At 61.4% G+C, this 22,705-nt stretch carries 19 protein-coding genes; 13 read left to right on the forward strand and 6 right to left on the reverse strand.

What is annotated here, in order from left to right; translation table 11 throughout:
- Positions 1 to 2: 2 nt before the first annotated feature.
- Positions 3 to 401: an ACT domain-containing protein gene (locus J2Z75_RS04950; protein WP_209848453.1), complete on the reverse strand. Its 399-nt coding sequence runs from the start codon at positions 399 to 401 to the stop codon at positions 3 to 5.
- Between the two features lie 300 nt (positions 402 to 701).
- On the opposite strand from J2Z75_RS04950, the gene msrA reads away from it, so the two are divergent.
- Complete coding sequence (gene msrA, locus J2Z75_RS04955) at positions 702 to 1,346, forward strand: peptide-methionine (S)-S-oxide reductase MsrA (protein ID WP_234937184.1); 645 nt, start codon at positions 702 to 704, stop codon at positions 1,344 to 1,346.
- On the opposite strand, the gene J2Z75_RS04960 is transcribed toward msrA, so the two are convergent.
- Positions 1,347 to 2,270, reverse strand: a complete 924-nt coding sequence (locus J2Z75_RS04960) for an alpha/beta hydrolase (RefSeq protein WP_209848848.1) — start codon at positions 2,268 to 2,270, stop codon at positions 1,347 to 1,349.
- Between J2Z75_RS04960 and lepB the strand changes: the two genes are divergently transcribed.
- The 10 genes from lepB (at position 2,227) to J2Z75_RS05010 (ending at position 13,989) form a co-directional block, all read left to right on the forward strand.
- Entirely contained in the window at positions 2,227 to 3,042 is an 816-nt protein-coding gene (gene lepB, locus J2Z75_RS04965; RefSeq protein WP_234937120.1) for a signal peptidase I, read from the forward strand. The genes J2Z75_RS04960 and lepB overlap by 44 nt on opposite strands.
- Positions 3,043 to 3,074: 32 nt before the next feature.
- On the forward strand, positions 3,075 to 3,986 hold the full coding sequence (locus J2Z75_RS04970) for a LysR family transcriptional regulator (RefSeq protein ID WP_209848461.1): 912 nt from the start codon (positions 3,075 to 3,077) through the stop codon (positions 3,984 to 3,986).
- Positions 3,987 to 4,115: 129 nt separating this feature from the next.
- On the forward strand, positions 4,116 to 5,276 hold the full coding sequence (locus tag J2Z75_RS04975; protein ID WP_209848464.1) for an ABC transporter substrate-binding protein: 1,161 nt from the start codon (positions 4,116 to 4,118) through the stop codon (positions 5,274 to 5,276).
- Positions 5,277 to 5,464: 188 nt separating this feature from the next.
- Positions 5,465 to 6,463, forward strand: coding sequence for an ABC transporter ATP-binding protein (locus J2Z75_RS04980; protein WP_209848467.1), 999 nt, complete (start codon positions 5,465 to 5,467; stop codon positions 6,461 to 6,463).
- Positions 6,460 to 7,413: an ABC transporter permease gene (locus J2Z75_RS04985; RefSeq protein ID WP_209848470.1), complete on the forward strand. Its 954-nt coding sequence runs from the start codon at positions 6,460 to 6,462 to the stop codon at positions 7,411 to 7,413. The genes J2Z75_RS04980 and J2Z75_RS04985 overlap by 4 nt, the downstream gene beginning before the upstream one ends.
- A complete protein-coding gene (locus J2Z75_RS04990; RefSeq protein WP_209848473.1) occupies positions 7,403 to 8,218 on the forward strand; it encodes an ABC transporter permease in 816 nt (271 codons plus the stop codon). The genes J2Z75_RS04985 and J2Z75_RS04990 overlap by 11 nt, the downstream gene beginning before the upstream one ends.
- 25 nt (positions 8,219 to 8,243) lie before the next feature.
- Positions 8,244 to 9,671 carry a gamma-aminobutyraldehyde dehydrogenase gene (locus tag J2Z75_RS04995; protein ID WP_209848476.1) on the forward strand — a complete coding sequence of 476 codons (1,428 nt, stop codon included), beginning with the start codon at positions 8,244 to 8,246 and terminating at the stop codon, positions 9,669 to 9,671.
- Between the two features lie 257 nt (positions 9,672 to 9,928).
- Positions 9,929 to 12,112, forward strand: a complete 2,184-nt coding sequence (locus J2Z75_RS05000) for a TonB-dependent siderophore receptor (protein ID WP_209848480.1) — start codon at positions 9,929 to 9,931, stop codon at positions 12,110 to 12,112.
- A gap of 4 nt (positions 12,113 to 12,116) precedes the next feature.
- Positions 12,117 to 12,881, forward strand: coding sequence for a siderophore-iron reductase FhuF (fhuF, locus tag J2Z75_RS05005; RefSeq protein WP_407692733.1), 765 nt, complete (start codon positions 12,117 to 12,119; stop codon positions 12,879 to 12,881).
- A gap of 1 nt (position 12,882) precedes the next feature.
- Positions 12,883 to 13,989, forward strand: a complete 1,107-nt coding sequence (locus J2Z75_RS05010) for an ABC transporter substrate-binding protein (protein ID WP_209848482.1) — start codon at positions 12,883 to 12,885, stop codon at positions 13,987 to 13,989.
- 44 nt (positions 13,990 to 14,033) lie between these two features.
- Here the strand turns inward: J2Z75_RS05010 and J2Z75_RS05015 are convergent, their stop codons facing one another.
- Positions 14,034 to 14,534, reverse strand: coding sequence for a YciE/YciF ferroxidase family protein (locus J2Z75_RS05015; protein WP_209848484.1), 501 nt, complete (start codon positions 14,532 to 14,534; stop codon positions 14,034 to 14,036).
- A 159-nt stretch (positions 14,535 to 14,693) separates the two neighbouring features.
- On the opposite strand from J2Z75_RS05015, the gene J2Z75_RS05020 reads away from it, so the two are divergent.
- Complete coding sequence (locus J2Z75_RS05020) at positions 14,694 to 15,221, forward strand: hypothetical protein (RefSeq protein WP_209848486.1); 528 nt, start codon at positions 14,694 to 14,696, stop codon at positions 15,219 to 15,221.
- Between the two features lie 13 nt (positions 15,222 to 15,234).
- Here J2Z75_RS05020 and J2Z75_RS05025 read toward each other — a convergent pair whose 3' ends face one another.
- From J2Z75_RS05025 to J2Z75_RS05035, 3 genes are all read right to left on the reverse strand, one after another.
- The gene (locus J2Z75_RS05025) at positions 15,235 to 16,467 is read right to left on the reverse strand and encodes an aromatic ring-hydroxylating oxygenase subunit alpha (RefSeq protein WP_209848488.1); all 1,233 of its coding nucleotides are present in this window, start codon (positions 16,465 to 16,467) and stop codon (positions 15,235 to 15,237) included.
- A 210-nt stretch (positions 16,468 to 16,677) separates the two neighbouring features.
- Positions 16,678 to 19,125: a GcvT family protein gene (locus J2Z75_RS05030; RefSeq protein ID WP_209848490.1), complete on the reverse strand. Its 2,448-nt coding sequence runs from the start codon at positions 19,123 to 19,125 to the stop codon at positions 16,678 to 16,680.
- Positions 19,122 to 21,569, reverse strand: a complete 2,448-nt coding sequence (locus J2Z75_RS05035) for a GcvT family protein (RefSeq protein WP_209848492.1) — start codon at positions 21,567 to 21,569, stop codon at positions 19,122 to 19,124. The genes J2Z75_RS05030 and J2Z75_RS05035 overlap by 4 nt, the downstream gene beginning before the upstream one ends.
- 265 nt (positions 21,570 to 21,834) lie before the next feature.
- On the opposite strand from J2Z75_RS05035, the gene J2Z75_RS05040 reads away from it, so the two are divergent.
- Entirely contained in the window at positions 21,835 to 22,683 is an 849-nt protein-coding gene (locus tag J2Z75_RS05040) for a LysR family transcriptional regulator (RefSeq protein ID WP_209848495.1), read from the forward strand.
- The last annotated feature ends 22 nt before the right edge of the window (positions 22,684 to 22,705 follow it).

Here is a 22,705-nt window from a genome sequence, read left to right on the forward strand (position 1 = left end):
GATCAGACGGGCGTTGCCTCGGCCAGGGCCGCAAGCGCCCGTTCCGCATCCTGCGCGGGCACGAAGATGTGGTCGTGGTGATAGGCCGCGACCACATTGGCGCTGATGCCATGTCGTGTCAGCGCCACGGCCACCGCCGCCGTCAACCCGACGGCTTCAAGCGCCGAATGAACGGTCAGCGTGATGCAGCGCATCACCGGGCCATAGGTCAGGCCTGCCTTGTCGGCAGTCTCTTTTGCGAGAATCAGAGTTAGTCCCTCATCTTCGCGAAAGAAGCCGAGAGGCTGCAGTGACAGCCAGCCGGCATCATTCACGGGGACGCTACAATAGACATACTCCCCAGGACGCAGACCCGGGCGCATCTCGCGCAAGAGCACGCCGAGATCGGTGATACCGCTCATTTCCATTTCCCTCTGTCGACCCCGTCATCATCACACAAGCGTGTACCGCAGCCTCCGGCGCCTCACTTTGGCGTGACGCACGCATTTGCGATTTGACCCGCTGGCGTGTTTGGTCACAGTTTGCTCATAAAGCAAGGTCGCATGTCGCTGCAATCGGCAGTGGATCGCCCTGTTTCCGGAAGATCATCCTGGAGGAATACCATGCCGCAGCTCGGAAAAGGCAAGCTTTCGCATTCGACAAAACGCCCTCTCGTTTTCGGACTTGCCGGGGTGACGGCAATCGCCGCCGCACTGTTTGCGATGTCCTCGACATTCAGCAACGCTGCCGAGGATGCGTTCGTCATCCCACCGCCGGCGATCGATGAAGCCGCGACCGCCACCACGGAAAAGGCTGTCTTCGCCGGCGGCTGCTTCTGGGGCGTGCAAGGCGTCTTTCAGCATGTGAAGGGCGTGAAGAACGCGGTTTCCGGTTATTCCGGCGGCACCAAGGAAACCGCTGTCTATGAAACCGTCAGCGGCGGCGACACCGGGCATGCCGAGGCGGTCGAAGTGACCTACAACCCGAAGATGGTCACCTATGGTCAACTGCTGCAGATCTACTTCTCGGTGGCGCACAATCCGACGCAATTGAACTACCAGGGGCCTGATCACGGCACGCAATACCGTTCCGAGATTTTCACGACCAACAGCGAGCAGAAAAAGATCGCCGAGAGCTACATCGCCCAGCTCGACAAGGCGAAGGTTTATGGCGAGCCGGTTGTCACCAAGGTGTCCGACATGACTGCCTTCTACCCGGCCGAGGAATATCATCAGGATTTCCTGACGCTCAATCCGACCTATCCCTACATCGTCTACAACGACATGCCTAAGATCGAGAACCTCAAGGCACTCTTCCCGGCGAAATTCAGTGCCGATCCGGTACTCGTCCTGAAAGCCAAGGGCTGATCAGAGCGTTCCGACAAGGCCGCTGACGCCACGGCAAAGATTCAGGAAACCTTCGCGCGCGCCCTCGCTCATATGACGGGCGCGCAGCCATGCATGGATCATCTGCGCCTCGTCGCGATAGGTGACGTTGACGCCCGCCGCGATCAGCCGCTGGGCATAGTGCGCAGCGTCGTCGCGCAGAGGATCGAAATGCGCCGACGTGATATAGGCCGGCGGCAGGCCGGAAAGCTCATCGGCTTTCAGAGGATGGGCGAAGGCATTGTCGGCGGGGGCTTTCAGCATATCGCGATAATAGGAGACGTCGGCCGTCGACAATCCCGGCGCCTGCGCCATCTCGGAATAGGAACCTGACACCAGATCGCCGCCGAGCCCCGGATAGATCAGCACCTGTCCGGCAATGCCGCCGATTGCCTCTGCACGAGCTTTCAAAACCACACCCGCCGCCAGATTGCCGCCGGCGCTGTCCCCCGCGATCACCAGCGGCCGGCCGTCGGCAAGCAACGATTTAAGCACCTCGAAACAATCGTCGAAGGCTGCCGGCCAGACATGCTCCGGCGCCAGCCGGTAATCCACCGACACCAGCTCGGCTTTTGCCGCATGGGCAAGCTCGGCGCAGATCGCATCATGGCTTTGCAGCGAGCCCACGACGAAACCGCCGCCGTGGATGTAGAAGACGCGGGTCTGCGTCGCGATTGCGGCAGGCCGGTACCGGCGCAAAGGAATCCGCCCGCCGACGATCTCATCCTGCCGCGTCAGCCCTTCCGGCGACGGCGCGTCGAATTCGGCACAGAGGGCGTCATACCATTGGCGTTGCTGCGCAATCGACGCATCGATGGCATCGGCGGGATAGAAATCTTCGCAGCGCTTGTGGAAGGCGAGTATGCCGGGTTCGGTGGGGATTGCACGTGTCACTATAACCACCATAAATGGCAAGCTGTCGGTCAACATTATAAGCGCCGGCTTCACGTTTGTATGCAAGGGGTTATCTGTGAAAAAAATTTGGAAGCAGTGGCGCAAAGTTGTGCTTTCTCTTGCCGCCGTTCTGGTCGTTCTTCCTATTCTGCTCGGTGCAATAGCGGTCACCGGAGGCATTTCTTATCTAGCGCGCCCGTTTGGTTTTCAGGGGTTCTCATTGCCAACCGGCGCGATGTCTCCAACCCTGTGGGTTGGAGATTACATGATTTCCGACAATTCCGCGTATGGGGACAGAAGCCCCTTCTCTGCCGGAAGTGACGGGAGGGCTCGACTGCAAATAAAGCCTCTGCAGGGGGATGTTGTCGTGCTTCTTCACCCCCATGACAATTTCATCATGACCAGCCGCATCATAGGCATGCCCGGTGATCGTGTCCGCATGACAGACGGACGGCTTTATCTGAATGGTGAGATCGTACCGCGTACTGCCCAGGAACCATTTCAGATGCTCGGCGAGTTCGACGGACAGTTCCCAGCCTACATCGAAACGCTTCCCGGGGGCCTCACCCACGGAATTCTCGAGTTTTCCGATGATGAGAGAGGAGACAATATGGAAGAAGTCGTCGTACCCCAGGAAAGCTATTTCCTGATGGGCGACAACCGTGACAGAAGTTCGGACAGCCGATTTGATCTGGGCTTCGTTCCCGAAGATTACATCATCGGAAAAGCCAGTCTCGTGCTTTTCAATAAAACCGCTTGGATGCGCAGGCGGTGGATCGAATGAGAATTCTCTCCTCCCGCCGTGTTAGCTAGGTCATGGCTTTCACGCTCCGTCAGCTCCAGTATTTCATCGCCGTCGCCGAACAGGGCTCAGTGACACGTGCTGCGCAGAACCTGTCGATCTCGCAATCCTCGATCACCGAGGCCGTCAAGGAGCTGGAGAGCGATCTCGGCGTCGAACTGTTCGAGCGGCATCCGCGCGGGCTGCACATCACCCATAACGGCCACCAGTTTCTGCGCCACGCCACCAAGATTCTCGCCGGCGTGTCGGATGCGCGCCGTTCGTTTTCGCAGGAGCGGGAATCCCGCACCGGCGGCAAGCTCAATCTCGGCGTCACCTCGCTGGTCGCCGGCTACGTACTCTCCGACCTGCTTGCGCGCTACCGCCGCGCCTGCCCCGGCGTCGAGGTCAGCGCCATCGAGGACAACGGCTCCTATCTCGAGCATCTGCTTGTTGGCGGCGAACTCGACGTCGCCGTCATGGTCATTTCCAACCTGCGCGACCGCATGGCGCTGCAGGCCGAAATCATCGAGACCTCGCCCTACCGCCTGTGGCTGCCGCTCGGCCATCCGCTGGTATCGGCCGATATCATCTCGGTTGCCGATATCGCCAAGGAACCGCTGATCATGCTGACGGTGGACGAAATCGAGGAAAATACCGGCAAGCTGCTAACCGCGCTCGGCGCCCGCCCGCATGTCGCCTTCCGCACCCGCTCCGTCGAAGCCGTGCGCAGCCTCGTCGCCACCGGCGCCGGCATCGCGCTACTACCCGATCTCGTCTATCGCCCCTGGTCGCTGGAAGGCGACCGCATCGAAAGCCGCGACGTCTCCGGCGCCCTGCCCGTCGTCCAGGTCGGCATGGTCTGGCGCAAGGGCTCCGGCCTGCCGCAATCGGCAAAAGACTTCATCGGGGTTGCAGAGGCGCTGAGGAGTGGGCGGACACGATAACGTCCTTCGATATCGGAAAAATCGATAGAACCATTCTGATTAATGAATTTGCGAAAGCGGCGAAATCGAGGCACCTTCTATCCTGGGAACAAGACCGAAAAATTCGGACACCAAACCGGGAGACTGAAGATGAAGCAGATTCTGAAATCCTGCACCGCGCTCACCCTTTCGCTCGCATTCGCCACCCATGCTTTCGCCGCCGAACCGCTGAAGGAACTCGGCAAGGGCGAAGGCGAACTGTCGATCGTCGCCTGGGCCGGCTATATCGAGCGCGGCGAGACCGACAAGGCCTATGACTGGGTCACCGGCTTCGAAAAGGACACCGGCTGCAAGGTCAGTGTCAAGACCGCCGCGACGTCCGACGAAATGGTCGCCCTGATGAACGAAGGCGGCTTCGACCTCGTCACCGCCTCCGGCGATGCATCGCTGCGCCTGGTTGCCGGCAAGCGGGTGCAGCCGATCAACACCGCGCTGATTCCGAGCTGGTCGACCATCGACGAGCGCCTGCAGAACGCGCCGTGGAATACGGTCAACGGTACGCATTACGGCACGCCCTATGTCTGGGGGCCGAACGTTCTGATGTACAATACCGAAGCCTTCAAGGGCGAAGCACCAAAGAGCTGGAAGGTCGTCTTTGAAGAAATGACCCTGCCGGACGGCAAGTCCAACAAGGGCCGCATCCAGGCCTATGACGGCCCCATCCATGTCGCGGACGCCGCCAACTACCTGATGTTCCACAAGCCGGAACTGGGCATCAAGGACCCCTACGAGCTGAACGAAGACCAGTACAAGGCAGCGCTTGACGTGCTGCGCGTCCAGCGCACGCTCGCCAGCCGCTACTGGCATGACGCCATGATCCAGATCGACGACTTCAAGAACGAGGGCGTCGTCGCGTCCGGCTCCTGGCCCTTCCAGGTCAACCTGCTGAAAGCGGAAAAACTGCCGATCGCCTCGGTCTTCCCGGAAGAAGGGGCAACCGGCTGGGCGGATACCACCATGCTGCATGCCGAGAGCACCCACCCGAATTGCGCCTATATGTGGATGGAACACTCGCTGTCGCCCAAGGTTCAGGGCGACGTGTCTGCCTGGTTCGGCACCGTTCCCTCGGTTCCGGCAGCCTGCAAGGGCAACGAACTCCTGACGGACGAAGGCTGCGCTGCCAACGGCTACAACGACTTCGACAAGATCAAGTTCTGGAAGACACCGGTGTCGAAATGCGCAAGCCAGACTGAGTGCGTGCCCTATCACCGCTGGGTGTCCGACTATATCGGCGTCATCGGCGGACGTTGAGACGCGATCTTTCCCTCCCCCTTGTGGGGAGGGTGGCCCAAAGGGCCGGGAGGGGTTCTTACCCCGGACAGAAAGTCCCCTCCCCAACCCTCCCCACAAGGGGGAGGGAGTTATCCGCATCAACCACCATCTACTAGTCGCTCTTCATCGTTGATGAGGAATGATCGCCGTTACCCACGGAGTACCCAATGACCGCCGCCGTCCTGTTTCAAAACGTCTCGCGCCATTTCGGCACGGTCAAAGCCGTCGATGCGGTCGACCTTGAAATCGCCGCCGGCGAGTTCTTCGCGATGCTCGGCCCGTCGGGTTCCGGCAAGACCACCTGCCTTCGCCTGATGGCCGGCTTCGAGCAGCCGACCGGCGGCCATATCGAGATTTTCGGAGAAACGGCTGAAGGTGTTCCGCCCTATCGCCGTAGCGTCAATACGGTGTTCCAGGACTATGCGCTCTTCCCGCATCTCTCCATTCTCGACAACGTCGCCTATGGCCTGATGGTCAAGGGCATCGGCAGGCAAGAGCGGCACAGGGCGGCGGAAGATGCACTCGCCATGGTCAAGCTGCCGGGGTACGGCCAGCGGCGGCCGGGCCAGCTGTCCGGCGGCCAGCGCCAGCGCGTCGCGCTCGCCCGCGCGCTCGTCAACAAGCCCAAGGTACTGCTGCTCGACGAACCGCTCGGCGCGCTGGACCTGAAACTGCGCGAGCAAATGCAGGAGGAGCTGAAGACCCTGCAGAAATCGCTCGGCATCACCTTCGTCTTCGTCACCCACGATCAGGGCGAGGCCCTGTCGATGGCCGACCGTATCGCCGTCTTCAATGACGGCAAGATCCAGCAACTCGGCACGCCGGAGGATATCTACAAGCGGCCGCAGACCCGTTTCGTCGCCGATTTCGTCGGCTCGTCCAATGTGCTCTCCAGCGCCACCTGCGCCAGGCTCGGCGTGCCGGCGAAAGCCGCCAGCCTGCGCCCGGAATCGATCGCCATCGGCACGTCCTGGGCCGAACAGCTGAGCCTGCCCGGCACAGTTACCGCCCGCAGCTTCCTGGGTGCGACCAACCGTGTCAGCGTCGATTGCGGCGGCGAAAAGATCATCGTCGCCAGCCCCGCCGCCATGCCGGTTCCCGAGATCGGCGCCGAGGTGCAGCTCGCCTTTTCGCGCAACGACCTTCACTTGATGGAGGACGCATGAGCGCGCTCGTCACCGAGGCAACCATCCTGCCGAACCGGCCCGGCCTGACGGGACGGCTGTCGGACTTCCTGTGGAAGCACCCGCATGTGCTGCTTGCCGTGCTGCTCGGCCCGCCGGTGCTCTGGCTCGGCATCATTTATCTCGGTTCGCTGTTTGCCCTGCTTTTGCAGAGCTTCTTTTCGATCGACGATTTCTCGGGGCTGATCAATTACGAGTTCACGCTTGCGACCTACAGGCAGCTGCTGTCGGACGCCAATTTCGACATCATCGTCCGCACCGTGACAATGGCGGCCGTTGTCACGCTCTTCTCCGCGCTGATCGCCTTCCCGATCGCCTATTACGCGGCGCGCTACGCCAAGGGGAAATGGAAGGCCGTGTTCTATCTCGGCATCATGCTGCCGCTCTGGTCGAGCTATCTCGTCAAGATCTACGCCTGGAAGCTGATCCTCGCCAAGGAAGGCATCCTCACCTGGGCCTTCGCCAAGCTCCACCTGCTCTGGCTGCTCGATGCCTGGCTGTCGCTGCCCGTCATCGGCGGCAATTCTCTCTCGGTCAGCTATACCGGCACCTTCCTCGTCTTCGTCTATGTCTGGATGCCCTTCATGATCCTGCCAATCCAGGCAGCCTTGGAGCGCGTGCCCGGCAACCTGATCGAAGCCTCGTCCGATCTCGGCGGCACGCCGCAGCAGACCTTCCGCCACGTGCTGTTTCCGCTCGCCCTTCCCGGCATCGTCGCCGGCTCGATCTTCACGTTTTCCTTGACGCTCGGCGATTACATCATCCCGCAGATCATCGGCTCGTCGCGGCTGTTCATCGGCCAGGCCGTCTATGCCCAGCAGGGTACGGCCGGCAACATCCCGCTTGCGGCCGCCTTCACCGTCGTGCCGATCGTCATCATGGGCCTCTATCTCTGGATGGCCAAACGCTTGGGAGCCTTCGATGCGCTCTGACCGCTCCACATCCGCGCCGCTTGGCCTGAAGATCGCCGCCATCGGCGGCCTCGCCTTCCTGCACATCCCGATCCTCCTGATCTTCCTCTACGCCTTCACGACGGAGGAAAAGAGCTATCAGTTCCCGCCGCCGGGCCTGACGCTGCAATGGTTCGCCGTCACCTGGAACCGGCCGGATGTCTGGGCGGCCCTCACCCTGTCGGTGAAAGTCGCAACCATTGCCACGGCCATTGCGCTGGTGCTGGGCACGCTCTGTGCCGCCGCCGTCAGCCAGACGCGCTTCTTCGGTCGAGAAACCATCTCGCTGCTGGTCATCCTGCCGATCGCCCTGCCCGGTATCATCACCGGCATCGCGCTGCGCTCGGCCTTCTCGATGGCGGACATCCCCTTTTCGTTCTGGACCATCGTGCTCGGCCACGCCACCTTCTGCATCGTCGTCGTCTACAACAACGCGGTTGCCCGCTTCCGCCGCGTTTCCGGTTCTCTGATCGAAGCGTCAATGGATCTCGGCGCCGATGGGTTCCAGACCTTCCGCCACGTCATCCTGCCCAATATCGGCACGGCACTTCTGGCCGGCGGCATGCTCGCCTTCGCGCTGTCCTTCGACGAGGTCATCGTCACCACCTTTACCGGCGGCCAGCAGTCGACGCTGCCGATCTGGATGCTCGAAGAACTCATCCGCCCGCGCCAGCGGCCGGTCACCAACGTCGTCGCCATGGTGGTGATGCTGGTCACCTTCCTGCCGATCCTGGCGGCCTATTACCTCACACGCGACGGCGACCAGATCGCCGGTGCCGGCAAATAAATCCGGACATCAAGGGAGAACGGACATGGACACGCAATTGCTGATCGGATCGACATTCGAAGCCGGAACAGAGGCCGAGGAGCTGATCCTGAACCCGCGGACCGGCGCAAAAATCATCGACCTGCCGGAAGCCTCGCAGGCGCAAATCGAGCGCGCCGTCGATGCAGCCGAAAAGGCTTTCGTCACGTGGTCGATGACGACACCCGGCGAGCGCTCCGGTTATCTCCTGAAGATTGCCGATGCAATCGAGAAGGACGCCGACGCCTTTGCAGCACTCGAGGCGCTCAACTGTGGCAAGCCGATCAATGCCGTGCGTAATGATGAACTGCCTGCTATCGTCGACTGCTGGCGTTTCTTTGCCGGTGCCATCCGCTCGCTGCATGCCACAGTCGCCGGCGAATACCTGCCCGGTCACACCTCGATGATCCGCCGCGATCCCGTCGGCATCATCGGCTCGATCGCGCCCTGGAACTATCCGTTGATGATGATGGCATGGAAGCTGGCGCCGGCGATTGCCGGCGGCAATACCGTCGTCTTCAAACCGTCCGAACAAACGCCGCTGACAGCGCTCAAGATGGCGCGGCTGTTGGCCGATATCCTGCCGGAAGGCGTCGTCAACGTCATCCTTGGCCGCGGCGAAACGGTGGGCAACACGCTGATCAACCATCCGAAGATCGGCATGGTCTCGATCACCGGCGATATCGCCACCGGCAAGAAGGTGCTGCAGGCTGCCGCCAAGACCGTCAAGCGCACCCATCTCGAACTCGGCGGCAAGGCGCCCGTCATCGTCTATGACGACGCCGACCTCGACGCCGTCGTCGCCGGCATCCGCACCTTTGGCTATTACAATGCCGGGCAGGACTGCACCGCCGCCTGCCGCATCTATGCGCAGGACGGCATCTACGAAAAGCTGGTCTCCGACCTGACTTCCGCCGTCTCCACGATCAGGTACAATCTCACTGATGACACCGAAAACGAGATCGGCCCGCTGATCTCCAAGCGCCAGCGGGACCGGGTGGCGAGCTTCGTCGAGCGCGCGACGGAACAGAAGCATATCGAAATCACCACCGGCGGCGCACTTGGCAGCAAGGATGGGTTCTTCTTCCAGCCGACCGTCGTTGCCGGCGCGACCCAGGAAGACGAGATCGTCCGCCGCGAAGTGTTTGGCCCTGTGGTGTCGGTCACCCGCTTCTCGGACAACGATCAGGCCGTGACATGGGCCAATGACAGCGATTACGGCCTCGCCTCCTCCGTCTGGACCAAGGATATCTCGAAAGCGATGAAGGCCGCCTCCCGCCTGCAATACGGCTGCACCTGGATCAACACGCATTTCATGCTGACCAACGAGATGCCGCATGGCGGCGTCAAGCAATCGGGATACGGCAAGGACATGTCGATCTACGCGCTGGAGGATTATACGGCCGTCCGCCATGTGATGATCAATCACGGGTAACGGCCAACCTCGCAGGCCTCGCCAATCGGTGATTTCCTGCTTCTGCTGATTTCTAAGCAAGGCCGCGCCTCAAAAGCGCGGTCTTTTCATGTTTCGCACTAACCAGCGGAATACCCTACAGGATTTGCTGAAATGTTGCGCAAATCCCACACCTCATAAAACATGAGTATTTAAGTCATACATTCCGCTTCTCCAAAAATATAATCTTGATAAAACGAGTCATCTTATAGCCCTCGCCTATCCGGAAAGTGCATGCCATGCCCCATCTTCGCCGCGCCACCCGCTCCACCGTCCGCTTTGCCCTTGCCGGCACCTCGCTGCTTGCATTATCGCTGACAGCGTTTGCGCAGGACGCAGCGCAGCCCACCACCGATGGCGCGACCGTTCTCGAAACCCTGATCGTCACCGGCGGCAGCGGCGGTGTGATCACCGCTGATGGATATGTCGGCACCAGCAGTGCCACCGGCGCCAAGGTCGACACGCCGTTCCTGCAGACACCGCAGTCGATCTCGTCGGTCACCGAACAGCAGTTGAAGGACCGCAACCCGCAGACCTTGCTCGACACGTTTGCCTATACACCGGGCTCACGCGTCGGCGGTTATGGTTTCGATCCGCGCTTCGATTCGTTCACGGTGCGCGGCTTCGACGTCACCTATACCGGCGTCTTCCGCGACAACCTACGCCAGCCGGGCGCCAGTTCCTCGCTGTTCAAGAACGAACCCTATGGCCTCGAAGGCGTCTCGATTCTGCGCGGCCCTTCCTCGGCGCTCTACGGCGCTTCCGGCGCCGGCGGTCTCTTCAACCTGATCACCAAACGGCCGACCGAAGAGCCGCTCAACGAGTTGCAATTGCAATACGGCACGGACAATCGCTATCAGGGGCAGTTCGATTTCTCCGGCCCGGTCAACGACACCGATCCGCTCTATTACCGCATGACCGGGCTTTTGCGTGATAGCGACACCGAGCAGGTCAGCGTTCCCGACGACCGCGCCTACATTGCGCCCGCTTTCACCTGGAAGCCGGACGAAGACACGAAACTGACCATCCTTGGCGAGTATTCGCGCACCAAAACCGGCGGCACGGCTGCCTATTACAACGACCCCGTGACCGGCAAGGTCACCGATATCTTCGGCGGCAACCCTGATTTCAACGATTCCGTTCAGACGCAGGCACGCATCGGCTACGAATTCGAGCACCGGCTGAACGATGTCTTTACCTTCCGCCAGAACATGCGTGTCTCGACTTTGAATACCGATGCCGACTGGGCGTTTGCGTATGCACCCAATGCCATCGATCCGAAGTTTCTGGACAGCAGCGCCGGCACGTTCGACGAGCGCCTGACGTCCGTCGTGATCGACAACCAGCTGGAAGCCAAGTTCGACACTGGCGCACTGGATCATACGCTTCTCGCGGGCATCGACTACACCAAGCTGCATTTCCGCTCGTTGAACGGATACGGCACTACGGACCCTCTCGATACGGACAATCCGACACAGGGCCGCCCGACCGATCCGATCGACTTCAGCGAACGCGTGGTCCAAGACCAATGGCAGCTTGGAACCTACCTTCAGGACCAGGTCCGCTACGACGCCTGGACGCTGACCGCCGGCGGACGCTATGACTGGGTATCGACCGATACAGACACGACCGATCTGACCACCCATGCGGTGGACTCGGTGTCGCAGAAGGACAAGGCATTTTCCGGCCGCATCGGCCTGACCTATGAGACCGATTTCGGCCTCGCGCCTTATATCAGTTACTCCACTGCTTTCTCGCCCAATGCCGGCGTCAACAAGGAAACGAGCCAGCCGTTCAAGCCGACCGAGAGCCAGCAGGAAGAAATCGGCGTCAAATATCTGCTACCCAACAGCAACACGATGATCACCGCTGCGCTCTTCAACATCGACCAGAAGAACAGCCTCTATTACGAAGTTGTCGACTTGCCGACCGGGCCTGAGAACATCCAGGTACAGCGCGGCAAGGTGCGCTCCCGCGGCTTCGAGATCGAAGCGAACACCAGCCTCGACAACGGCCTGTCGCTGGTGGCATCCTACACCTATACCGATATCAAGATCACTGAAGGCCCTGCGGATACGGTGGGCAATTATGTCTCCTCCGTGCCGCGCCACATGGCATCGCTTTGGGCGGATTACACCCTGCCGGAGGACGGTCCGGGTGCAGGTCTCGGTTTTGGCGCCGGCGCGCGCTTCCTTGGGTCCAGCTACGGCAATGACCAGAATACGACGCGCAATTCTTCCCGCGTGCTGTTCGATGCCGCCGCCCACTACGACTTCGCGGCCATCGACAAGAAATACGAGGGCCTGCGCCTCCAGGTGAACGCCACCAACGTCTTCGACCGGCGCGAATCCGTTTGCTCCGCTGGCTTCTGCTACAGAGACCAGGGCCGCGCCGTTATCGGTGCGCTGAAATACAGCTGGTGAGACCTTGACCGCAACCGCCAACCACGACGGAAAGACCGGGTTCGGGCCATCGAGCCTGAAGACGGTCTTTGCTGGAGAGCATGCCTGGTGCGGCGAAAAGATGATGCTGTCTTCGGAACTGGAAGGCGCCGTTCCGATTTCGGATTTCTTCGGCTCCGGCGGCTTTTCCGCGGCCCTTGATACCTATGCCGCCACCCATGGCGGCACAGACCGGCGCGCGGTCGCCTCCATGTGGTCGCTCTACTATTTCTCGATCCTGACGATCCCCTATATCGTCGCCCGCCGTGCCGATCACGTGCTGCCGGTCGCGACCGAAAACATGACGATCGCGCTTGCCGAGGACGGGCTGCCGCGCGCCATGGGTCTTGCCGCCGAAGGCGACTGGAGCGAGGGCAAGGACGCGGACCTCCTGTCCTTCGTGACGCCTCTGATCAGCCAGCATCTCGCCGAGATCGTCGCGCAGTTGAAGGCACAAGGCGGCATCGCCCCGAAACTCGCCTGGAACAACGCCGCCGTCTATATCGACTACGCCTTTAACGCCACCGAACGGGAACGCCCGGCTGACGGCGATGCGTGGGCCTCACGTTCGTTGTTTGCTGAGCCGCATCTGCCCGATGGCTCGACCAACCCCTTCCACGGCTGCCTGCGCCACGAACTCGACGGCGAAGAGACGGTCTGCCGCCGCAAGATCTGCTGCCTGCGCTATCTGCTGCCGGGGGTTCCCAGCTGCGGCAATCTCTGCGCCCTGCCCGCCCAAAGAAAGCAATGATGTGAAGCGCCTTTTTCTTTTGACGCTCGGCCTGCTTCTGGCCTTTGCACCACTGGCCAATGCGCAGGAGCGCTGGCCGATGACGCTCACCGACGCGGTTGGCCGGCAGGTGACGATCAAGGCGAAACCCAAGGCGATCCTGCTCGGCAGCGGTTTCAATCTCGTGGCGCTGTCGCTGATCCACCCTGACCCCGTCGGCCTGCTTGCCGGCTGGTCGGGCGACATGAAGGGCGACAATCCGGAAATCTACAAGGATTTCGTCGAAAAGTTTCCAAAGCTTGCCGACGTGCCGATCATCGGCAACGGCACCGGCGACGGCCTGTCCTTCGAGACCATCCTGTCGCTGAAGGCCGATCTCGCGATCATGGCGAACTGGCAGGCCGATACGGAACTCGGCAAGCGGGCGATCGACTATCTGGAAACCACCGGCGTGCCGGTCTTCGTGGTCGATTTCAACAGCGACCCCATGAAGAACACGCCCGGCAACATGCGCCTGCTCGGCAAGATCCTCGATCGCGAGGAGCAGGCAAACGCCTTCGCGGATTTCTACGCGGAACACCTGAAACGCATCACCGACCGCGTCGCGGCCCATCCCGAGCCCGGCCCGACCGTGCTGATGGATGCCTTCCCCAATCCGGATCGCTGCTGCTACGCCTACGGCATCGGCGGTCTCGGTGAGTTCATCGGCATCACCGGCAGCCGCAACATCGCCAGCAAGAACCTGCCGCGCCAGGGCGGCATCGTCAGTAGCGAGTATTTGATCGAGGCCGATCCGGACGTCTATATCGCGACAGCTTCACCAGGCGGCACCTACAGTGTCTTCTCGGTCGGCCCGGGCGTTCCTGCCGAGGAAGCTCGCAGGACGCTGGGCGAGGCGGTGAAAAGCCCGGTACTCGCCAACCTGTCCGGCGTGCAGAAGGGTCGCGTGCATGGATTGTGGAATTTCTTCAACGCCGTGCCGCTGAACATTCTCGCGGCGGAGGCCTTCGCGCACTGGCTGCGGCCGGAGCTGTTTGCCGATGTCGATCCGGATCAGTCGCTCAAGGAAATCAACGAGCGATTTGCCGCGGTTCCATTCAGAGGCGCCTATTGGATCAGCCTGAAATAACAAAATGGCCGGATGCGATATCCGGCCATTTTGATGACGTTACATTACGCGGCCTTCTTCAGGGCCGTTGCATTGACCGAAGCCTCGGCCAGCGCCGTCAGCGCGTGATCGGTCGCGCCTTCCTGCTGCAGCGTCTCGTCGAGCAGCTTGACGGCATCCTTGAGGCCAAGCATTCCCGCCCAGGTCTTCAACGTGCCATAGCGCGCCATTTCGTAGTGTTCGACGGCCTGCGCCGTTGCCAGGAGGCCGGCGTCCAGCGCGGGAGAGCCCTTGAATTCGTCGAGGATTTCCTCGCCTTCCTCGATGATCCCGTCGATGGCCGGGCAGGTCTTCCCGACCGCGCGCTTGCCGAAGATTTCAAACACCTGCTGCAGGCGCTCGATCTGGCCTTCCGTTTCGTCGCGATGTTTTTCGAAAGCCGCCTTCAGCTTCGGGCTCTGCGCACCCTTGGCCATTTTCGGCAGGGTCTTCAGAATCTTGCGTTCGGCGTAGTAGACATCCTTGAGCATGTCGTGAAACAGGTCTTCCAGGGCTTTTTCTGCCATTGGTTTCTTCCTTTTCCGCATTGGAATATGTCGGGGGCGACGAGCGGGAAACGAGAGACCGGACGCTTTGTTCCACCGGGCGCGACAATCTCTGGATCGTGCGGCAGACCGCTTCCATCCCGGCGGCGCCCCGCCTATATAGAAGACCGGAGGACTTTGATGATCTGGATATTCCCTGCGCTTGCAGGCCTGTTGATCGTGTATTTCGCCATGCGCTCGTCGCGCTTCCGGCGGTTTGCCGAACCGGTACTGAGCATCCTCGTGGCACTGGGGCTCATATCCGCCTTCGTGGTCTGGCTGAGAGACGGAGGGTCTCAGAGCAACGACAACGAGCCACCGCCATTCGCCCAGAGCCGTCCGGTTATTCAGCCGGAGGAAATTGCGCTGGAAGGCCTGCAGTTCACCCGCAACCGGCCGGATACGAGTTATCGCGTCACCGGGACGATCCTGAACAAAAGCACGGCCAATCTCACCAATTTCAACCTGACGGCGACGCTGGAAGATTGCCCCGACAATGCGTGCAAGACGGTCGGCGAAGACACCGCCCTGATTGTCGCTCGCGTAGCCGCCGGTCGCAGCCAGACCTTCGAGACCTTCTTCACCTTTCCCAACCGATTCGGTATCGAACCCACCGCGCCGAAATGGTCGACGCGCATTTCAAACATCCGGGGCGTCGCGGCGCAGTAAGCGTCGCCGACCGTCAGGCCCGGCTTATCTCGTCCAGATACCAGTTGATATAGCGCAGCTCGTTCTGCTCCATCGGCGCGATCGGGCCGGGCACGAAATAGTGCGAGCGCACGCCGCGCGAGGTGTGCTCGATGATCGACTTGTCCTCGTCCGTGGTGACAGTCCAGAGCCATTTCAGCTTTTCGAGGTCGTAGTCGATGCCCTCTTCCGCCTCGCCATTGACCAGCCAGATCAGTTCCATCTCGCAGGCCTCGGGCCCTTTCGGAATGAAACGATAGATCATTCCATGGTCGGGATAGCAGACAAGGAACGACGTGCCGCCGAGATGGACGGAGGTGACGCCGCCGTCGAACTCGGTAAATCTCCCCATCAGTGGGGCGAGCGGCGAACCGTCCTGACTGCCGGTTTTCACACCGTCATAGAGCGCATAGCGAAAGGCATGGATGGTTTCCTTGCCGCCTTCCGAGGTCTGCCAGTGATCGCCGGAACCGACCTGGATGCCGAGCGCGCAGGTGCGCTCCTCCATAGCGGCGTTCAGCGCCTCGATCATATGCAGCGGCTGTTCCAGCGCATGGGTCTGCGAATATTCCGGATGCGCCGGGCCGCAATGGTAACACTCGACATAGTTCTCGACCGCCAGCTTCCAGTTGGCATCAACCGGATAGCTTTGCCGATAGGCAACCTTCGCCTGCCCCCAGCCATATTGACCGCAGGTGGCATGCAGCAGGTTCTCGACCTCGGAAAAATCCAGCGGGTGTTCGGCGAAGGAAATGAACACCAGGCCTTCGACGACGCGGACATGCAGCTTCTTCAGCCCATGGTCCTCGCGCCTGAAATCCTTCGGCATCAGCCGGGCAGCCTTGAGCGCTCCATCATTGCCATAGGTCCAGGCATGGTAGGGACAGACGAAAACGCGGGCATTGCCCTTGTCCTTGGTGCAGACCTCGGCGCCGCGATGGCGGCAGACGTTGAGGATGGCATGGATCGTCCCATCCGCATGACGCGTCAGGATCACCTGCTCGGATGCCATTCGAAAGACTTCAAAATCGTTCGGCTTGGGGATGACGCTTTCATGGGCGACGCAGTGCCAGTGGCGGCGGAAGACGCGATCGAGATCACGCTCGTAGATCTCGGCGTCCATGTAGAACGGACGCGTCAGGCCATGGCCCGGCTTGTGGGCGGCGACGAGTAGGTCGATGCGGTCGGGCGATGGCGCCGTGGTGGTCTTGGTGTCAGGTGCGAGCATGGGAATTCCTCCAGGCTGAAGAGCGCGTGGCGCACCCCCCTCTGTCACTGCGTGACATCTCCCCCTCAAGGGGGGAGATCATTCTTGTCCGTCGCCGGCTTTCAACTGTTAGGAGCGCAAAATGCTCTCGGCTGATCTCCCCGCTTGTGGGGGAGATGTCCCGATAGGGACAGAGGGGGGTAAAGCCGGCAAACGCTGATGTGTCCCGCATCATGCCCGCACCCGCTCCGCCTTCGGATCGTACATCGGCGCAAGCGACGCCTCCGCCTTCACCCGCGTCCCGGCAATCTCGATCTCGTAAGCCGAGCCCAGCACATCCGCCTCGCTCTCCTCCTTGCAGGGCACATAGCCAAGCCCGACCGCACCGCCGAGATGGTGGCCGTAATTGCCCGAGGTGATCGTGCCGACGATCCGGCCGTCGCGCACCACCGCCTCGTTGTGGAACAGCAACGGCTCCGGATCGGTGAGGCGGAACTGCACCAGTCGGCGCGATAGCCCCTTGTCCTGCCTTTTCAACACGGCATCCCGGCCGATGAAATCGCCCTTGCCGGTCTTCACCGCAAAACCGAGACCGGCTTCCAGCACGTGGTCTTCGTCGGTAATGTCATGGCCGAAATGGCGGAAGGCCTTTTCAATGCGGCAGCTATCGAGCGTGTGGATGCCGCAGAGCTTCAGGCCGATATCCGCGCCCGCTTCCTCCAGCGCCTCGAACACATGGGCAGTCTGGTCGGTGGAGACATAAAGCTCCCAGCCGAGTTCGCCGACATAGGTGACGCGGTGAGCCCGGGCGAGCCCCATGCCGACTTCGATTTCGCGGGCCATCCCGAACGGATGGGCGGCATTCGAAAAATCGTTGGGGCTGACTTGTCTCATCAGATCGCGCGCCTTCGGCCCCATGACGCAAAGCACGGATTCCGATGCGGTCATATCGGTGATGACGACGAATTCATCGGCAAGATGCTTGCGCAGCCAGGCGAGATCGCGTTGCAGCGTGGCACCGGGAACGACCAACAGGAAGGCGGTTTCCGAGAGACGGGTGACCGTCAGGTCGCTCTCGATGCCGCCGCGGGCATTGAGCATCTGGGTATAAACGATGCGGCCCGTTGCGACATCCAGCTGGTTGGCACAGAGCTTTTGCAGGAAGACCAGCGCATCGCGGCCCTCGACGCGGATCTTGCCGAAGGAGGTCATGTCGATCAGGCCGACACCACCCCGGATCGCCAGATGTTCGTTGCGCTGGTTGTCGAACCAGTTCTGCCGCTTCCAGCTGTATCTGTATTCCCGCTCCTGGCCCTCTTTGGCAAACCAGTTGGCCCGCTCCCAGCCCGCCACTTCGCCGAACACCGCGCCGCGTGCCTTCAGGTGTTCGTGCAGGGGCGTGCGGCGGACACCGCGCGCCGTCGCCATCTGCCGATAGGGGAAATGGTCGGCGTAGAGCAGGCCAAGCGTCTCGGTGACGCGCTCCTTGAGATAGGTGCGGTTTTTCTGGAACGGCTGCGCCCGGCGGATATCGACTTCCCAGAGATCGAAAGGCGGTTCGCCATCGTTCATCCACTGTGCCAGCGCCATGCCGGCGCCACCGGAGGAGACGATGCCGATGGAATTGTACCCGGCCGCGACCCAATAGCCTTTCAGCTCCGGCGCCTCGCCAAGATAGTAGCGGTCGTCGGGCGTGAAGCTCTCCGGGCCGTTGAAGAAGGTGTGGATACCAGCCGTTTCCAGCATTGGCATGCGGCCAACCGCCTTTTCGAGGATCGGCGCGAAATGGTCGAAATCCTCCGGCAGCTGGTCGAAACAGAAATCCTCGCGGATACCGTCCATGCCCCAGGGCTTGGCCTTCAGCTCGAAGGCGCCGACCAGCATCTTGCCGGCATCCTCCTTGTAGTAGGTGCACTCGTCCGGCACCCGCAGCACCGGCAGGCGCTGCAAGCCCGCAACAGGCTCCGTGACGATGTAGAAATGCTCGCAGGCATGCAGCGGCACGGTCACGCCCGACATCAGGCCAAGCTCCCTGCCCCACATGCCGGCCGCGTTGACGACGTTTTCGGTCTCGATCGTGAACGCCTCGCCGTTCTGCTCGCAGGTCACGCCCGATACCCGGCCGTCCTTCTTGTGGACCGCCGTCACCTTGACGCCTTCGAGGATAGTCGCGCCGTTCTGTCGCGCGCCCTTGGCCAGCGCCATGGCGATATTGGCGGGATCGCACTGGCCATCGAGCGGCAAGTGTACGGCGGCGACCACATCCGAAACGTTCAGATGCGGATACATCGCCTTGACTTCATCCGGTGAAATCTCGCGCACATCGACGTCGAAAGCCCGTGCCAGCGAGGCCTGCCGGTAGATTTCCTGCTTACGCTCCTCGGTCAGTGCCACGGTGATCGAGCCGCACTGCCGCATGCCCGTGCCGATGCCGGTTTCGGCCTCGAGCTTGGTGTAGAGATCGGCCGAATATTTGGCGAGACGGGTCATGTTCTGCGAGGCGCGCAGCTGGCCGATAAGGCCGGCTGCGTGCCAGGTCGTGCCCGACGTCAGCTGCTTGCGCTCCAGAAGAACGACATCGGTCCAACCGAGCTTCGCCAGGTGATAGGCAACCGAACAGCCGGAGACGCCACCGCCGATGATCACGGCTCTCGCCTTTGTGGGGATCGGCTTGCTCATGCGCGCAGTCTTTCATTCTTGGGATCGAAAAGAGGCTCGTCGGCCTGCACGATTGCCTTGAAGCGGTCGCCGTAGATTTCGACTTCGACTTCTGTTCCGGGCTCGGCCAGATCGGCGCGCAGCATGCCGAGCGCCACGGATTTGCCGATACGGTAACCCCAGTTGCCCGAGGTCGTTTCGCCGACCACTTTGCCGCCGTGCCAGAGCGTCGACATGTAAGGTGCATCGCAATCACCGGCGTCCACCACCAGCGTAACGAACCGCTTGGTCACGCCCCGCTGCTTCTCGCGCTCCAGCGCCGCCTTGCCCTTGAAATCAGGCTTGGCCCAATCGACAAAGCGCTCTAGTCCGCCCTGAAGGATGGTGTAGTCCGTCGACAGGTCACCCTTCCAGGCGCGATAGCCCTTCTCGATCCGCAGCGAATCCAGCGCCTCCATGCCGAAGGGTTTCAGGCCATGCTTCTGCCCGGCCGCCCAGACAGCGTCGAAGATCGCGGCCGTATCATCGATCTTGGTGTGGATTTCCCAGCCGAGTTCGCCGGCAAAGGATACCCGCACCAATTGGCACCAGCGCCCGGCGATCTGCACCGACTGATGTGTCAGCCAGCCCTTGGAAAGATCGGCATCGGACACTTCGGCGAGAATATCGCGTGATTTCGGACCGGAGAGGATCTGGCAGGTGAAGTTTTCCGTGACGTCGTCCAGCGTAAAGGCGGCATCATCAAGCAGGTGCTTCTGCAGCCATTCGAAATCGTGCCACTGCGCGGTCGCCGCCGTGATCAGGAAGAAGAAGTCCTCCTCCAGCGCCATGACCGACATTTCGGTGACGATGCGGCCCTTATCGTCGGAGAAATAGGCAAGACCGATACGGCCGGGCTTCGGCACCTTGCCGGTGGTGAGGCCGAGCAGCCATTCGCGGGCGCCCTCGCCCTTCAGGCGGTAACGGGAGAAGCCCGGAAGATCGAGAATACCGGCGGTATCGCGCACCGCAAGACATTCTTCCTCGATACGCTTTTGCCATGGCCCCGCCCGGTTCCAGGTCTGGGTGGATTCCTCGGACGTGTCGTCACCCGGCTTTGCGTACCAGTTGGCACGCTCCCAGCCATTGTAGGGCTTGAACTGCGCGCCGAGGGCGGCGATCCGGTCGTGGATTGGCGACAGCTTCTTGTTGCGGCCGGCAGGCCAGGCATGTTTCGGAAAATGCATGGCATATTCATGGCCATAGATTTCCATGCCCTTGGCGATGCAATAGTGCTGATCGGTAAAGCTGGTGAAGCGGCGCGGATCACACGACCACATGTCCCACTCGGTCTGCCCCTCGGTCACCCATTCGGCCAGCACCTTGCCGGCCCCGCCAGCCTGGCAGATGCCGAAGGTAAAGACGCAGGCCTCAAACGCATTCGGCACGCCCGGCATCGGCCCGATCAGCGGGTTGCCATCCGGCGCATAGGGGATCGGCCCGTTGATCATCCGCGACAGGCCAGCCGTGCCGAGGATCGGCACGCGCTCGACGGCATCGTTCAGATACCATTCCAGCCGCTCGAGATCGTCGGGGAACAGCTGGAAGGAAAAGTCTTCCGGCATCGGATCGTCAGGCGTGATCCAGTGCGCCTTGCAGTTCTTCTCGTAGGGACCGAGGTTCATCCCGGTCTTTTCCTGCCGCAGGTAATAGGAGCTGTCGACGTCGCGCAAAAGCGGCAGCTTGTGGCCGGCTTCCTTCGACCAGGCCGCCAGTTCCGGAATTTCCTCGAACAGCATGTACTGATGGCTCATCACCATCATCGGCACGTCGCGGCCAAACCATTTTCCGACCTCGCGGGCATAATAACCGGCGGCGTTGACGACATAGTCGCAGCGTATTTCGCCCTGCGGCGTCGAGATCACCCACTCGTCGTTTTCCCGGCGCGCGCCCGTGGCGGGACAGAAGCGGAAGATTTTCGCACCCATGTCGCGCGCGCCCTTGGCCAGCGCCTGCGTCAGCTGCGCCGGATCGATATCGCCGTCATAAGGATCGTAGAGTGCGCCGGTCAGGTCATGGGTTTCGACGAAGGGGTATTTCGATTTGATCTGGTCGGGCGACAGGATATCGAGGTCCATGCCCTGATAGCGGCCCATCCCGACAACGCGCTTGAACTCCTGCAGCCGCTCCTTCGAATGGCCAAGCCGGATCGAGCCGGTGACGTGATAGTTCATCGGATAATCGACCAGCGCGCCCAGCTCGCGGTAGAGCGAGGCCGAATAGCGTTGCATGTTCATGATCGACCAGGACGACGAAAATGTCGGCACATTGCCGGCCGCATGCCATGTCGAACCGGCCGTCAGTTCGTTCTTTTCCAGAAGCACGCAATCGGTCCATCCGGCCTTGGCCAGATGGTAGAGCGCCGAGGCCCCCACCGCACCTCCCCCGATGATCACGACGCGAGCATGAGACGGCAAATTCGACATGTCTGTTCCCTTGTTTGGGATCAGTTTTGGCAACGAAGCGCGCTTGCATCAAGCGGTTGGATTTCGCTTTATTGATCGAAGAATTCGATTAGATTGGCAATGAATAAGACCCCTCCCCAACCCTCCCCACAAGGGGGAGGGAGTTTACCCAGGATGCCGCCGTCCTTTGCACGAAGGTACAGGAAGCAAGGCTTACTCGGTCAGCTCCCTCCCCCTTGTGGGGAGGGTTGGGGTGGGGTCTTCGCCAACGACACCGGACTCACCAATGCAGATTGATCTCATCGAAACCTTCCTCGACCTGATGGAAACCCGCAGCTTCAACCGCACGGCGGAGCGGTTGAACATCACCCAGTCGACCGTCTCCCACCGCGTCAAGGCGCTGGAAGCGCAGTTCAACCGCAAGCTCTTCACTCGCAACAAGGGCGGCACGGCGCCGACGGCATCCGGCCTGCGCTTCCTCGATCACGCAAAGGCCTTGCAGCACCAGTGGCATGAGGCGACGCGGGCGGTGGAAAATGCCGGTGCCTATGAGCGTTCCATGCGGCTCGGCATCCAGCACGATCTGGCCGAAGCCTTCGCCGGTCGCTGGCTCTCCGCCATCCGGACGGATCTGCCGGCAACGTCGATCTATATGGAGGCCGATTACTCCAGCCAGATGAACCGCGACCTCGCCGCCGGCGACCTCGATCTCGCCATCCTCTATACGCCGCACTACCTGCCCGACCTGCATTATGAGCGTATCGGCGAGCTGACCTATACGCTGGTCAGCACCTCCGCGCGGACGGTCGCCGAGATACGGCCCGAAACCTATATCCAGGCTGTCTATTCCCCGGCCTTCGACAGAGCCCACCGCCTGGCGCTGCCGCAACTGTCGGCGGCACCGCTTGCTTCAGGACAGAACATCGCCATCACCGGCTTGCTCAAGACGCTCGGCGGAGCGGCCTATGTCACAAGCCAAACGGCGTTGCGGCTGGCAGAAGAAGGCCTCGCGGTTCCGGTGACCGATGCCCCGCCCATTGCGCAGGCAGTCTATGCCGCCACCAGCATCCGCACGCGTCACGCACACCAGCACCGCCGCATCATCGGCGTCATGCAGGAACTGCTCGCCCCTTAGGTAAGAACTGTAGGCAAGGACG

It is taken from the genome of Rhizobium herbae (assembly GCF_017873135.1).
GTDB classification, from domain to species: domain Bacteria; phylum Pseudomonadota; class Alphaproteobacteria; order Rhizobiales; family Rhizobiaceae; genus Pararhizobium; species Pararhizobium herbae.